General features: G+C 53.8%; 12 protein-coding genes. 5 read left to right on the top strand and 7 right to left on the bottom strand.

The features are described 5' to 3' along the window. Positions 1 to 15 precede the first annotated feature (15 nt). Genes JWG43_RS10980 through JWG43_RS10990 form a run of 3 tightly spaced genes read right to left on the bottom strand, consistent with a single transcriptional unit; the run spans position 16 to position 2231 of the window. Positions 16 to 867 (bottom strand): pyruvate, water dikinase regulatory protein, encoded by an 852-nt coding sequence (locus JWG43_RS10980; RefSeq protein ID WP_205242969.1) that lies wholly within the window; start codon positions 865 to 867, stop codon positions 16 to 18. Between the two features lie 22 nt (positions 868 to 889). Next, positions 890 to 1150 (bottom strand): hypothetical protein, encoded by a 261-nt coding sequence (locus tag JWG43_RS10985; RefSeq protein WP_205242970.1) that lies wholly within the window; start codon positions 1148 to 1150, stop codon positions 890 to 892. Between the two features lie 46 nt (positions 1151 to 1196). Then, on the bottom strand, positions 1197 to 2231 hold the full coding sequence (locus JWG43_RS10990; protein WP_205242971.1) for an NAD(P)/FAD-dependent oxidoreductase: 1035 nt from the start codon (positions 2229 to 2231) through the stop codon (positions 1197 to 1199). 636 nt (positions 2232 to 2867) lie between these two features. On the opposite strand from JWG43_RS10990, the gene pepN reads away from it, so the two are divergent. The 4 genes from pepN (at position 2868) to JWG43_RS11010 (ending at position 9588) form a co-directional block, all read left to right on the top strand. Beyond that, complete coding sequence (gene pepN / locus JWG43_RS10995; RefSeq protein WP_205242972.1) at positions 2868 to 5471, top strand: aminopeptidase N; 2604 nt, start codon at positions 2868 to 2870, stop codon at positions 5469 to 5471. Positions 5472 to 5653: 182 nt separating this feature from the next. Continuing rightward, on the top strand, positions 5654 to 6691 hold the full coding sequence (locus JWG43_RS11000) for a Fe(3+) ABC transporter substrate-binding protein (RefSeq protein WP_371925178.1): 1038 nt from the start codon (positions 5654 to 5656) through the stop codon (positions 6689 to 6691). A gap of 155 nt (positions 6692 to 6846) precedes the next feature. Continuing rightward, entirely contained in the window at positions 6847 to 8490 is a 1644-nt protein-coding gene (locus JWG43_RS11005; RefSeq protein WP_205242974.1) for an ABC transporter permease subunit, read from the top strand. A gap of 6 nt (positions 8491 to 8496) precedes the next feature. Beyond that, positions 8497 to 9588 (top strand): ABC transporter ATP-binding protein, encoded by a 1092-nt coding sequence (locus tag JWG43_RS11010; RefSeq protein WP_205242975.1) that lies wholly within the window; start codon positions 8497 to 8499, stop codon positions 9586 to 9588. On the opposite strand, the gene JWG43_RS11015 is transcribed toward JWG43_RS11010, so the two are convergent. From JWG43_RS11015 to JWG43_RS11025, 3 genes are all read right to left on the bottom strand, one after another. Continuing rightward, a complete protein-coding gene (locus JWG43_RS11015; RefSeq protein WP_205242976.1) occupies positions 9488 to 10978 on the bottom strand; it encodes a sodium:solute symporter family protein in 1491 nt (496 codons plus the stop codon). The genes JWG43_RS11010 and JWG43_RS11015 overlap by 101 nt on opposite strands. Positions 10979 to 11391: 413 nt before the next feature. Then, complete coding sequence (locus tag JWG43_RS11020) at positions 11392 to 11949, bottom strand: isochorismatase family protein (protein ID WP_205242977.1); 558 nt, start codon at positions 11947 to 11949, stop codon at positions 11392 to 11394. Positions 11950 to 12011: 62 nt separating this feature from the next. Beyond that, complete coding sequence (locus JWG43_RS11025; protein ID WP_240193534.1) at positions 12012 to 13967, bottom strand: bifunctional metallophosphatase/5'-nucleotidase; 1956 nt, start codon at positions 13965 to 13967, stop codon at positions 12012 to 12014. 295 nt (positions 13968 to 14262) lie between these two features. Between JWG43_RS11025 and JWG43_RS11030 the strand changes: the two genes are divergently transcribed. Continuing rightward, a complete protein-coding gene (locus JWG43_RS11030) occupies positions 14263 to 14568 on the top strand; it encodes a hypothetical protein (RefSeq protein ID WP_205242978.1) in 306 nt (101 codons plus the stop codon). On the opposite strand, the gene JWG43_RS11035 is transcribed toward JWG43_RS11030, so the two are convergent. After that, on the bottom strand, positions 14565 to 14985 hold a 421-nt coding region (locus JWG43_RS11035; protein ID WP_205242979.1), incomplete at its 5' end, for a hypothetical protein. The two genes, JWG43_RS11030 and JWG43_RS11035, sit on opposite strands and share 4 nt — an antisense overlap.

A 14985-nucleotide genomic window follows, 5' to 3' on the forward strand; every position in this document is an offset into this window, starting at 1 on the left:
AGACTTCTCAGAGGTTCACGAGGAACGGGTGGCAGCAGCAGTTCTTTGTCTTGGTCGCCTTTTTTTACTGAGACCGATGGCTTGGATTGCCTGCACAGCGATCTCTTCGATGGAGCGGTCCTCAACATTGAGGACCTTGATATTATGCCGCTGAAAAAGCTGTCTGGCCCGCTGTAGTTCCCGTGTACAGTTAGCCAGGCTGGCATAGGTGGAACCGGCATAGCGTTTTTCGCGGATCGCATGAAGATACATGGGTGAAGAAGTCAGGCCCACCACCCGCTGCCGATTGCGGACAATATCCTTGGGTAATTCATGCTGGTCAAGATGATCAGCGGTCAAGGGAAAATTTGCGGCCTTGAGTTCCATGTGCGTGGCAATATAAATGCTCACCGGTGTTTTTCCTGAACGGGATACGCCGACCAGGATGATGTCCGCCTGGTCGTATTCCGCGGTCCGTATTCCATCATCATGTTCCAGGGAAAAGTGGATCGCGTCCACTCGCTTATCCATCCTGGAAATGGTGAAGTGCCGGGAGTAGCCTGGTTCTCGCAAAGCCTTGGCACCGAGAGCCTTTTCAAGTAATTCAAGGGTGTTGAGAAAAATATCGAAAAACAATACCTGAGGACAGTCAAAAACATCGCGGGTCTCCTGGTCCATAATGGTGCAAAAGACCAGAGGGAGGGAATCTTCCGATTGCTGGAGGATATGCGCCAGGGCCTTGCGGGCGCCATCGGGAGTATGGATAAAAGGAATTTTTTCTTCGCGAAAGCGGGTTCCCTTGAATTGAGCGAGCAGAGCCTTGCCCATATCTTCGGCAAGAATGGCTGTGGAACCAGAAACATAGTATACATCTTTACTCTTGGTCATGTGGTCTCGAACCGATGGCGGCTTATGGAAGTTTATGGCAGAAAAGGCAGCGGTACTTGGGAGGATGCGTCTTGGGAAGGGGTGCCCTGCCGTCGGGACCATGACAAGCTTGGCAGAAACGCTCAGCCTCTTTTTTCTTCATGGTCATGAACATCTGATGATCCTGATCATTGGGCAGCGGCCTTGTGGTCTCGGGAGGCGCCAGGAGAAGAAAAAGCAGGATGCCGCCACAGACCAACAGAAAAAGAGCGTTGTACAGAATGTGCTTTTGTCGCGTGGTCATGAATCCTTCATCGGGAAAAAATACCTTCAAGAAATAAACACCGTTTCTACTCTGCCATTTCCAGGACTCGGAAATCAAGAAGTTTCCAACGAAAGAGCAGAACAAGCGCCTCCATCAGCAGCGAACAGAGACGAGCATGAGTACCTGCAATTTGCACAAGCCGTCGATGTCGCCGGTGTTTGTGGAGTAAACCAGTCATTTCAGTCGCCGCATATCCTGAATCAAGAATCATATTGGCGACAGCTCTGCCCGAAACCAGGGCCGGGTAAATCCCTTCACCAGTCACAGCAGATGCCAGTCCAGCGGCGTCTCCCACCAGCCAGATTCGTCCAAATCGCATGCCCTGGTAATCAAAGTTGACCCGACCTGCCCGAATTGCTCCCGGATCGATCGAAAACCCCTGATTGTCAGCCCAGGAGAGCAGTCGTTGTTTGAGCAGCACCGCGGGAAGAGCCGAGCCGCCGATGTAGGCGCCGATGGACGTTGTTTGGGCGTGGGGGAATATCCATCCGTAACCGTACTTGAATCGGTTGGTCTCCAGGTGCCATTCCATCCGCTCAGCCTGACGGGGAAGCATACAGTTCAGGCCTGTTCCCATGAGGGTCGATTGCAGGCCAACAAAACGGCGGATCAGCGAATTCGAACCGTCGGCGCCCACCAGATGTTCGAAATGCACCACCGTATGTCGGCCCTGGCCCATTTCGATCAAAGCCCTTTCATCGCTCAGGCTATGCACCCGGGCATTGGTGAGCAGGGTCACTCCCGCGCTCCTGGCCTCATCAGCCATCCACTGTCCCAGTCGCTGTCGATTGACGGTGGCGACGATCGGGTTCTTCTCTCTCAAGGTGACATGTTGCCTGCGGGTGAAGATATGTTGTTCCGGAAAGGCCCGCTCAATCAGGTCGGCCGGGACCAGCCTGATCAGGCCACCCCAGGTGATGCCACCGGCACACACCTTGTCACCAAGAGTCGTCCTGCGCTCCGCCAGCACCACCCTGGCCCCGTTCCTGGCCAGATGGGTTGCGCAGGCCAGCCCACCCGGCCCGGCGCCGACGACCAGTATTTCTGTTTTTTCCTGCATACGCTTGCTTCTCTTCCTCCTGAAAAAAGACCAACCCTGTGATTGTACACGCTGAGCAGGTGCGGGTATATGGCTGCTGACCTGGAAACCGACCCCCCTTGGTTTCAGGATAGACATTGCCTAGCCCTTCAACCGGGTCTGCATTCGTGAGGTTTCGTCTGTAGATAATGGACCGGTAACGGCTGGAAAAAAGTAAAAATTTTCATATTATAACGGGTTACCGTTTTTTTTACTCTTTATTTAAGTGCGTGGCGTCACCATGCAAACGATGCTGTTGCCGGGTCAGTTCGTCGCTGCCCTGTTGCAGGGACGCCCGGAAGGTACTATGGTAGCGGATACCTGGATCCGTGAGCGTTCGTCCGTGCGTCAGCTATATTGATTGTTACCGTTCGATTAAAGTAAACTTTATCGGACGGTTACGGTCAATGAAGATGGCGTGCGCACGGACGCCCCGAAGGGCGGCTGGTGAAGGTTCTCTTTAAGGATTCTGCTGAAATTATAATAAGATTACAGTAATATATATCCAAAACAAGCGTCCAGCCGTCACGGATTCAGGTGATACTTCCAGATCAATTATACAAACAAAGGGTGTCCCCATTGGCTGTAGAGAAAAAAGAAACATTCCTCAAGGATTACATGCCGCCAGATCACCTGGTGGACCGCATCGACCTGCGGGTGGAACTCGATCCCCATGCCACCCTGGTCCGTGCCTGCCTGCATTGTCGCCCCAACACCACCCATCCCCGGCCCCTAGTGCTCAATGGTGAACAATTGCACCTGGCTCGGGTTGCCCTGGATGGTGTTGTTCTCACGCCGGATCGCTTCAGTTTTGCTCATGGCCGACTGGACATCCCGGCAACACCGCATGTACCTTTCCAGGTGGAGATCGACACCATTATCAATCCTCAGGACAATACCGCGCTGGAGGGTTTGTATCTTTCTTCCGGCAATTACTGCACCCAGTGTGAGGCCGAGGGGTTTCGCACCATCACCTGCTTTCCCGATCGACCCGATGTCATGGCTGTCTTCACCACCACTATCGTCGGTGACAAGGTGACCTGCCCGGTGCTGCTCTCCAATGGTAACCTCATCGACAGTGGTGACCTGGACGATGGCCGCCATTTTGCCGTCTGGCACGACCCCTTCCCCAAGCCCTGCTACCTTTTTGCCCTGGTGGCCGGAAACCTCGTGTGCATCAGTGACAGCTTCATCACCCGATCTGGTCGGGAGGTTGCTCTCCATATCTATGTCGAGGAGCGGAACCGGGAAAAATGCGCTCATGCCATGAGCTCGCTGCGGCAAGCCATGCGCTGGGATGAAGAACGGTTCGGCCGTGAATATGATCTCGACACCTACATGATCGTGGCTGTCGACGACTTCAACATGGGAGCCATGGAAAACAAAGGGCTCAATGTCTTTAATTCCAAGTTTGTCCTTGCTCTGCCCGAAACCGCAACAGACACCGATTACGAAGGGATCGAGTCGGTGATTGCCCACGAGTATTTCCATAACTGGACCGGCAATCGTATCACCTGTCGCGACTGGTTTCAGCTTAGCCTTAAAGAAGGCCTGACCGTTTTCCGGGACCAGGAGTTCACCGCGGACACAGTTTCAAGAGCAGTGAAGCGTATCCAAGATGCCAATATCATCCGTTCCTTCCAGTTCCGCGAGGACAGCGGCCCCATGGCCCATCCGGTGCGGCCGTCCTCTTTTGTCGAGATCAACAATTTTTACACGCTCACCGTTTATCACAAAGGGGCCGAGGTCATCCGCATGCTGCACACCCTGCTGGGCCCGGAGACCTTCCGCTGGGGCATGGACCTGTATTTTCAGCGACATGACGGCCAGGCCGTGACCTGCGATGACTTTGTAGCGGCCATGGAATCCGCCTGGGGCCGCGATCTGAATCAATTCAAGCTCTGGTACAGTCAGGCCGGTACACCGGAAGTGACAGTCAAAGTCACCTATGATTCCGAAAAACAACAATTAACCCTGGACGTCGCGCAGACCTGTCCTCCAACCCGGGAAAACGCGGAAAAACAACCGTTCTTCATGCCTCTGGCCGTAGGACTGCTCGATGATCAGGGTCGAGAGATCTCTCTTGCGCCATCTTCTTCATCCCCTGGCGGCACGGTGCTCACCCTGACGGCCCAACAGCAGCAGTTTGTTTTTCCTGACCTCCCCTCCCCTCCTGTTGTTTCCTTTCTGCGGGCTTTTTCCGCGCCGGTCCGGGTGCACTTTGACCAGTCAGACCGGGAACTGGGCCTGCTCATGGCCCACGACTCCGATCCCTTCAACCGCTGGGATGCCGGTCAGCGCCTGGCTCTCAAGCATATCCTGGATCAGATCGATCGCACCAGAGAGAGCCAGCTCCTCACCCTGAGCGATGATCTGATCAACGGCATGCATACCCTTCTTATTGACCGCGACAGTGATCCTGCTTTTGTTGCCATGGCCCTGACCCTGCCTTCGGAAAACTGGATCAGCCAGCAGATGGCGGTGATTGATCCGGTGGCGGTTTTCAACGTTCGTCAACAATTTCGTGCCCTGCTCGGTCAGAGGTTGTCCCCGCAGCTGATCCGGTGCTACCAGGATATGCATCTTCAGGGGCCCTACCAATACAGTGCCAGGGACGCTGGGCAGCGGGCCTTGCGCAATTACTGCCTTGGTTATCTACTGGCCGTTGCCCCCGGAGAGACCATTGCACCCTCCCTGCTGCAATTGGGCCTGCAACAGTACCGGGAGAGCAATAATATGACCGATACCATGGCCGCGCTCAGCGCGGTGGTCAATGCCGATCTCGATGCCGGCACCGACCTGCTTGCTGATTTCCATGCCCAATGGCAGCATGACCCCCTGGTGGTGGACAAATGGCTCATCCTCCAGGCCGGATGTCCCCTGCCCGGCACCCTGGAGCGGGTCAGATCCTTAACAACCCACCCGGCCTTCACGTACAAAAACCCTAATAAAGTACGTTCACTGATTGGCACCTTCTCCGCCACCAACCACTGGCAGTTTCATGCTGAGGACGGTTCAGGTTATGCGTTTCTCGGGGATCAGGTCATCCTCCTCGACGCCCTCAATCCACAGATAGCTTCCCGGATGATTACCCCGCTGACCCAGTGGCGGCGATATGATGATCTTCGCCAGCAACTGATGCACCAGCAATTGGAACGTATTGCCGATCAACCTAAACTTTCCGATGACCTGCGGGAGGTCCTGGAGAAAACCATGCATTGAAAATCCTGATCCGACCAAGAGCATGATCACCTGCTCTCGATGACCGGGAATACTCTTGATCAGTTTCTTTAGGTGTAGTTAAAAATGATTTGACCTTTACGGGCTCTCCTTCTATATTAGGAATACCTTTTCAATTGAACATCCCCTATCTTTCTCTTTTCAATCCTTACCAGGAGGTTTGTTTGTCCATGAAGCGCAGATCATATCTACTCTCTGCCGGATTCGTCGCTGTCATCCTGACCATGACCGGTATGCAGACCGTTCAGGCCGCCGAGGTCAATATCTATTCTGCCAGACAGGAACATCTGATCAAACCGTTACTTGATGATTTTTTCAAGGAAACCGGGATTTCATACAAACTGCTGACAGGTGACGGGCCAGCCTTGCTCGAACGTCTCCGCAGTGAAGGCCGCAATAGTCCGGCCGACATTCTGATCACTGTTGATGTCGGCAACCTGGTTGCAGCCAAACAGGCGGGCGTTCTGCAACCGGTCCAATCTTCCCTTCTGGAAGAAAACATTCTGCAGCAATACCGTGATGCTGAAGGCTACTGGTACGGATTGTCTTCACGGGCGCGGGTCATTTATTACGATCCCGATCGTGTCGCTCCGGAGGCTATAGCACGATACGAAGATCTTGCTGATCCGGAACTGGGCAAAGTCATCTGTGTACGCAGTTCATCAAATATCTACAATCAATCCCTGGTTGCCTCGATGATCGCTCACCATGGTGTTGAGGAAACCGAACAATGGGTGCGTGGTTTCGTCAGGAATTTTGCCCGCACACCACAGGACAACGACACAGCCCAGATTCGTGCGGTTGCCAGCGGAGAATGTGCGGTGGGTATCGCTAACAGCTATTACTTCGGTCGGCTGCTGGCTTCGGAAAACCTGGCGGACCAGAATGTCACCAGTAAAGTCCGGGTGATGTGGCCCAATCAGCAGGATCGGGGTGTCCATATGAACCTGAGCGGCGCCGGGGTCACGCAGAGTGCCACCAATGTGGAACAAGCCATCAAATTGCTGGAATTCCTCTCAGCAGCGCATGCACAGGAGATATACGCCAGGGAAAATAACGAATACCCGGTGAATCCCAAAGTGCCCCACAGCGGTCCAGTTGTGCAAATGGGCACCTTCAAGGCGGACGAACTCAACCTGTCCCTGATTGAAAAATACAATGCCGAGGCGGTTCGCGTCATGGATCGCGCTGGTTGGCGCTGAGTCCGGTTTTCAACCACCTGGATACGTGAGTGTTCAGGAACCAGTCTTGTAGGAAAAGAATCCGTGGTTTATGGGTACACCACGGATTCTTTTTATTCCTGAATGCGTGACGGACGAACGCTCATGAATCCAGGTTTATTTTAAGGAGAAATCAGGTGCGATTCTGGCTCATACTGGTTGTCGGAACAGCTCTTTTTGTGGCAGCGCCTATTGTGGTGATCATGGCCCATCTTTTTGTGCCTTCTCACGAGGTCTGGAGTCATCTGGCGTCCACGGTGCTGCCCCGCTACGTGGCCAACTCCCTGGGACTGATGCTGGGAGTCGGTGCGGGAACCCTCATCATCGGAGTCAGCTCGGCCTGGCTGGTAACCATGACCAATTTTCCCTGGCGTCGTTTTTTTGAATGGAGCTTGGTCATTCCCCTTGCCATACCGGCCTATGTCATCGCCTTTACCTACACCGGCCTGCTCGAATTCGGTGGCCCGGTGCAAACCCTGCTGCGCGAAATGTTTGGTTGGCGGTATGCCACCGAATACTGGTTCCCTCAGATCCGCTCGCTGTCCGGGGCTATTGTCATGATGACCCTGGTCTTTTATCCTTACGTATACATGCTTTCCCGGGCTGCCTTCCTCGAGCAGTCCGTCTGTGTTCTCGATGCCAGCAGAACCCTGGGAAAGGGTGCCTGGAGCACTTTTTTCCAGGTGGCCTTGCCTTTGGCCAGACCGGCAATTGCCGGGGGGCTTGCCCTGGCCTTGATGGAAACTCTGAACGATTTCGGAACGGTGGATTTTTTTGCCGTGGACACTTTTGTCACCGGCATTTACCGGACCTGGCTCGGTATGGGGCAGCCAGCGGTAGCAGCCCAATTGGGGGCCGTGCTGATGCTCTTTATCCTCGCCCTGATTCTCCTGGAACGATGGTCAAGGCGAGGAAAGGTCAGTCACACCACAGGCTATTATCGTCAATTACCCAGGTTTCAACTCACCGGCATACGGGCTGGCCTGGCCTTCATCTTCTGTCTGATCCCAGTTTTTTTCGGCTTTATCCTGCCCACCGCGGCCATGGTGATCTGGACGGTACAGACCTGGGACTTTGTCGATCTTCGTTATCTGCGCATGATGCAGACAAGTCTGACGCTGGGGGCCATCAGTGCGGTGGCGGCGGTGAGCACCGCAGTGCTGCTAGCGTATGGTCGCAGGCTTGTGCCCGGTAAAATCACATCGGTTGCCGTGCAGATAGCATCCATGGGGTACGCTATTCCTGGTGCGGTCATTGCCCTGGGGATCATGATTCCCTGTGTGTACTTTGATACCACCATTGACAATCTGGCCAGAAATCTGTTTGGCATCTCTACAGGACTTCTGCTCACCGGCACATGGACAGCCTTGATTTTCGCCTATGTGGTCCGCTTCCTGGCTGTTTCCAGCAATACCGTCGAGGCCAGCCTGCAGAAAGTGACCGCCAACATGGACGGGGCCGCCAGGACCCTCGGCCTTTCAGCCGGACAAACCCTGCGCCGTGTCCATGGTCCGATAATGCGCGGCAGTCTGCTGACCGCCGGCATCCTGGTTTTTGTCGATGTAATGAAAGAATTGCCCGCCACCCTGATGATGCGGCCCTTTGGCCTCAACACCCTGGCCATCCGCTCCTACGAGCTGGCGTCCGACGGTCTGCTCAAGGAATCGTCGAGTTCATCACTGGCCATTGTTGTCGCCGGCATCATACCGGTTATCCTCGCCAGCGTCATGATTGCCCGATCCCGACCTGGCCATGGATCGAAAAAATACAGCGAACAATGACCCCACATGTCTCTGATTATTGAACAAATTCGCCACTCCTACGGCCCGAACACGGTCCTGAATTGCATTGATTTGCATGTTCAGCCCGGTGAAGTGGTCTGCCTGCTCGGCCCTTCCGGGTGCGGCAAGACTTCTCTGCTCAGGCTTATAGCCGGTCTGGAGACCCTTCAGCATGGCCGCATTCTCATCAATGGTCGTGTTGTTGCCGAGCAACAGCACCAGCTGGCACCGGAACAGCGTGGAATCGGCTTTCTGTTTCAGGATTTCGCCCTCTTTCCCCACCTGACCGTGTTGGAAAACACCCTTTTCGGCCTGGGCGCCATTCAAGACAAAACCTTGCGCCTCCAGCAGGCAACCACGGCCTTGGAACGGGTCAATATGGCCAGTTTTGCCCATGTTTATCCCCACAAGCTTTCCGGTGGTCAGCAGCAACGGGTGGCCTTGGCCAGAGCCCTGGCTCCCAAACCAGGAATCATCCTCCTCGACGAACCCTTTTCCAGCCTGGATGCCCGCCTCAGAGTCCAGATCCGCGATCAAACCCTGCATGTGCTCAAATCAAGCGGCGTAGCCACGGTCATGGTCACCCATGACCCCGAAGAGGCCATGTTCATGGCAGATCGGATAGTACTCATGAACCGGGGTCGGATCGTGCAAACCGGTTCTCCGGTGGATCTCTATTCCCGACCGGAAAATGCCTTTGTCGCCACCTTCTTCAGTGATGTCAACAGTATCACCGGCATCGTTCATGAAAGCCTGGTGCACACCGCCCTGGGCAAAATCGTCGCCGTTGACCTGCCGGAAGGAAGCAATGCCACCATCATGTTCCGTCCGGAATCAATTCTCATCGACACAGGCCCGACTCCACCGGAATCCGCAGTTTCGGCCACAGTTGTCACCACTCGACTGCTTCCCGGCACGACCCTGGTGCATCTGCGCCTCGCTCCGGATCCGGTCAACGGCGAGCCTCTGCATCTGCATGCCCGCGTTCCCGGCGTGTTTACCGCACCTGAGGGATCCCGGGTCTTTCTCCGTGTCCCTGCCCATCTTTTCTACATATTCGTTCAGGAGGCAGAAAGAAAAAGCTCACCAGTGGATTGAAGAGTAAGGAGGCCATCATACCAATGGTTCCGGCTTGAGGGGAAGGCAGACCTTGGATATAGAGGATCAGGCAGAGACTGAGTCCTCCAATGCCCGAAAACAATGCGCCATGACGGTTGACCCGCCGGGAAAATAATCCCCAGAGAAAAGGGCCGAGAAAAAAGGAACCGATTGCCCCCCAGCTAATACCCAGGACAGCGACCATTGAATCAATATTCAGGTACGCAAGCAAAACCGAAAGAAACACAAAAAATGCGCTCATGCCTCGCATCATGGTGGTAAGCGCCCGGTCGGAAAGATCCTTGATGATGAATCCGGCGAAAAAATCCTTCGAAAAAGACGAACTCGATACCAGAACCAGGGCAGCCAGAGTCGACATGGAGGCGGAAAGGACCAGTAAAAGGATGATCACGGCCAGTGGTTCGGGGATGACATTGGTCAATAGTTCGGGCATAAGTCGGTCGAAAACAGGGCTTCCGTCGACAAAGGCATTCGGGGTGGATTCGGGGGTCATGAATACCCTGGTGGTCGAGCCGACAAAGTAGGCAATGCCACCTATGAGCAGGGCAAAAAACGTCGAGGCAATCATCCCCGATCGAATCGATTTACGGTCACGAATGGCATAAAATTTCTGCACCAGATGCGGCATGGCAAATGGTGCCGCGCTGGTGAGAAAAATCAGCGAAAACAGCGGCCACCATCCGGGAGGTCCCACAGTCTGGACCAGTGTCGGTTCAATATCCCGCAGAGCCTGGATGATGGACAGCAGACCTCCTCCCTTGTTCATTGTGCTGGTCAGCAGTATGAGTACGCCAACAGTCATGATCAGCCCGAAAATGGTATCGATACGAGCCATGGAGGTGTAGCCGCCCATGACAAGATATATGGCGGTGAGCCCTCCCATGAAGAGAAGTGCGTGCTCGTATCCGATGCCGAAATTTACGGTAAAAAGGTAGGATAGCCCCATGAAAACGGCAGCTGAATAAGGGATCATGAACACAAAAATAACACAGGCCGAGAGTAGCTTCAGCAGCGGGCTCTGATACCGTTTTTCGAGAAATTCGCTTATGGTGCTGACACCATATTCCATGGACATTTTTTTGATGCGCCAGCCAAGGAAAGCCCACACGGCCAGGACTCCGACAAAGGCATTGAAAAAGGCTATCCATAATCCTGAAAGCCCAAAATCCCAGCCGATTTTGCCGGCAAAACCAATAAACAGGACTGCTGAAAAATAGGCGGTCCCGTAGGAAAAGGCTGACATCCAGGGGCCGATATTGCCGCCGCCCAGGAAAAAATCACTGAATGACCTGGTTTTGCCTGCACTGATAAGACCGACAAGGATGATCATCACTGCGTAGAGGACAACAACGGTTATTTTAATCGTCATAACAACCTGAATCCGTGAGCGTTTGTCCGTGCGTCAGCTTTATTGTCCGTGACCGTTCGATTAATGGAGACTTTATCGGGCGGTTACGGGCAATGAAGATGGCGTGCGGACGGACGCCCCGAAGGGTGGCTGGTGAAAGTTATTTTCAAGGATTCCACTGCAATTATAATCTGATTACAGCAAGATATATTCAAAACAAACGTCCAGTCGTCACGGATTCAAGGGTTACCCTTTCACGGGTGCGAACCAAAAGCTGTATCTGGTGGATTACGAGAGCTGGCAGCCTTGCCAAAGCACGCCACACCGGATGGTGAACGGGGAGTGGAGATTGTGCGCCTTCTACCACAGCATCCGACTTCGCACAACCTTTCCCGAACCAGAAAACAAGGACAATTAAACAGGGCCGGAGTCAGCTACTTGACAATAGGAAGAATCCTGCGGAACTCATCGGTGTTTGCCCGGCAGGCCCATTGGAAAATGACGATCTCGGTGGAGGTGATGACGGCGCCCGCCTGGCGAAGCATATCGATGGCGACCTGGCGATTTGCCTCTGTCCGTGACGCCACGGCATCGGTCACCAGGTGCACCTGATAGCCTGATTTGAGCAGGTCCAGACAGGTCTGCAGGACGCAGACATGGGTTTCCATGCCGACAACAACGATCCTGGCACGGTTCAAGGAGGCGATCGCCGGGAGGAAATCGGGCTCCAGGCAGGCGCTGAAGTGCTCCTTGTGCATCACTCTGGGGGCGACAATTTCGCCGAGGAGTTGCGGCAGTGTTTCGCCCAGCCCTTTGCGGTACTGTTCAGTGAGCAGAATCGGCACGGTCAGGGTATCGGCCGCCTGGATAAGCTGCCGAACCCTGTTGGCAACCTGTTCCCAACCTGCAATAACTTTGAGCATTGCCTGCTGAATATCGATGATCAGCAGGGCACTCTCCTCCCGAACGGCAACATACTCGGATCGCAGCATAATCCCTTCTTTGAAAAATAGAGCAAACTGTTACAATTATTGTACTGATTAAAGGTATTTTTTCAAAACCGATCAGTAGGAGCAAGGACATACTGGTCGAACCCCTCGGAACTGGAAGGCGAGGTATCGATGAAGACCTGGGTGCTGTAGGCCTTGATCGGCAACCTGGTCACCCTGGATCCGTTTGTTTCCTGACTACGTACATACTGCAGCAAAGCGTCGGCATGATCGAGATCGACATTGACCCGCCGATCACTACCGATTCCCTTGAATGTCGTATAATAATCCTTGCCATCGGCAAGATAAGAAATAGTGATCACCTTATAGATTCTGTTCAGATCAATGGGCCGATAAAGACCATCCTCATCCTTGATTTCAAGGTTGGTGAATCGCGCTCCCTTGGGTTGGTTCAAATCAAGATGCCAGCGCAAGCCACCAGCATAAGGGTAACTGCCGGATGCGACGTTGCCAATATTGATAACGGCATCGATGGCATCTTCCAGGACAGCCTTGATTTCATCGCCGGTGATATTCAGTTGCACCAGGGTGTTGGCAAAAGGCAGGACCGTATACACATCCTGAACGGTTATCCTGCCAGCCGGTATATCGGCACGAACAGCTCCACCATTAAGAATGGAAATTTCAGCTTGAAAAAATTCCCTGCCCTGCCACAGGAAGGCTTCAGCGACAAGCTGCTGCACATCGCCACCATGGGCGTTCACCCTCTCGTTTCGGTTGCAGAGATCTCCCAGGCTTGACCTTGAAATATCGCGTTTTGCGCCAGGAACCCGGCGTAAGCAGAGGTTGTTGGCAGCACTGCCGATGACCATGTCGCCAAGCTCTCGTTTTTGTTTGGCATAAGGTGCCAGGATATCACTTGCGGCTGCGTCTGGAACGGTGATTCGCAACACATCTCCGGTGGCGATATCGGCTTGAATGGCTGCCGACTCTGCCGGGGTCAGCGAGACGTCTGTTGCCTGGGGCCGGCTGAACTCATCGCCGATCAGGACCCATGGTGTGCCGGTACAGGATGTGACCCCACCGTATTCATCAAAATGCACCCGCAACTCGCCGGCCACGGCGGTGTATTGCCAGGCCTGAACAATACAGACAGGGTTCCCATCTCTGTCGGTGCCATGGGTGGGATAGGGTCCGGCTGGTGACATGCCGTATTCCTGCAATATCTCGGGCCCCAGCAAGGTGTGCGTATCTCCACCGACCACCACATCTACCCCGCTGAGTTGTTCCACCAGCGCCCTGTCAGCCTCGTAGCCGATATGGGTGGCAAGAATGATTATATCGACGCCCGCTGCCCGCAAACGATCGATCTCATTTTGCGCCGCCGTGGCTTCATCAATGAAATGGGTTCCAGGATCCGGTCGGGATGCATTCTGGGTCTTGCCGGCCACTGTCAAACCGATGATACCGATTTCATGGCCACCACGTTCGAGAATAACCGAAGGCTGTATCAATTCCGATGCTTCAGCCAAGGGGGACTCGGGACCGAAACGGACGTTGGCGCTGAGCAGTGCGGTCCTGCATGGATCATCGTGCAGATACTCGGCAAACTTCTTTAGCCCCGCATCTCCATGGTCGAATTCATGATTGCCAACGGCCATGACATCAAAACAGACCGTGTTCATCATTTCGGCATCAGCCCGACCCTCGGTCAGGGTGTAGTACAAATCGCCGGTTATGGCATCACCGCTATGTATCGTGATAACATGCTCGGCTTGTGCCTCCATCTCTTTAAACGCGGCGGTTATTCTGGGAAAACCACCCAGTTCGGTCCTGATCGCCTCCCGCTTGCCTTTGGCCGTGGCCAATTGCAGAGTGATTGTCCGTGCATCGAGATGGGAATGGTGATCGTTCATGTGCAAAATCGTCAAAACTATTGGTTCGGAGACGACTGTGCTGCCCGGAGGGATCTGTTTGCCGCTGTGGTCAACGCACCCGGCAAAAAGGAACGCACAAACCAGGATCATGACCTGTACATGATTTTTTATTATTCTACTCATGGCCTGAAGGACTCCTTTCTCTGCATGCAAGATACAAATTCGAAAATAATTTTGACAAAGGCATTGAGCCGCTTATACAATGACTGTACAAAAATGAGGATCCTTTAGTAGCAAGGATACAGGTTTATTCATGCCTGTCGAGAAATATTTATTTTTCTCGGACTCTTGCCGACCTACCAATTTACGCCTTAAAACATGAAGTATACTTTGAACCCGTGACGATCGGACGCTTACGGATTCAGGGATAAGCGCAAAATCCTAAATTCATTGATAAAATCCTGAAAAAAGTGATTGCATGGCGGATTACAAGTCAAAGGTGAAAGCGGTCGCTGATATCGCCAAAAACAGATTGTATCTCACCTTATCAGGCAATATCGACGCAAAAGCATTGAACGTATTATACACGGACGTCCGCTTCTGCGTGGCTGATCTGCAGCCGGGGTTCATTGTCATTGACGACACTTCCGACTGTAATCTCATGTATCTCAGCGGCCTGCCTATCTACAAAAAAATCATGGACTACCTCGTTGTGAACAAGGTGGGTGAGATTATCCGAGTAGTTGCAGTGGCGCAAGATAAATCGGACAAAAATTCACCTTAATTCCCCCACACCTCCCGATTAAGTTGAGCGACCCTTCGCAAGGGCCGCATGCCGAAGAAGGCGAGTCTGGTGAGCACTTCTTTGGTGCTCATCGCCTCTGCCTTCACTGCCTGTTTGACCACCTCCCAGATGGGCCGTGATGGAGGGGGGGGCTGCGGTTTGTCCTCTTCCTCCTGGCGATACCGCTCTATTTTCTGCCGACGGCATTCCTCTTCACCCCGCTGCACATCGGCTGGCGTTACCCCTCCCAGCGCCGGCCTGGGGATGACCTCATTGAGGAGGTGGACGGCGGTCGCCGCCACCTCGATGGCCTGTTCAAGCAGATTTTTTTCTTTATCCGCCGCAGTTGCCGGACGTGATTCCCACTGGGTGTAGAAGACGTTTTTGAACTCCTTGCAACCGCACTCCACCGCGCCG

This window comes from Desulfobulbus alkaliphilus (assembly GCF_016918545.1).
Lineage (GTDB): Bacteria > Desulfobacterota > Desulfobulbia > Desulfobulbales > Desulfobulbaceae > Desulfobulbus > Desulfobulbus alkaliphilus.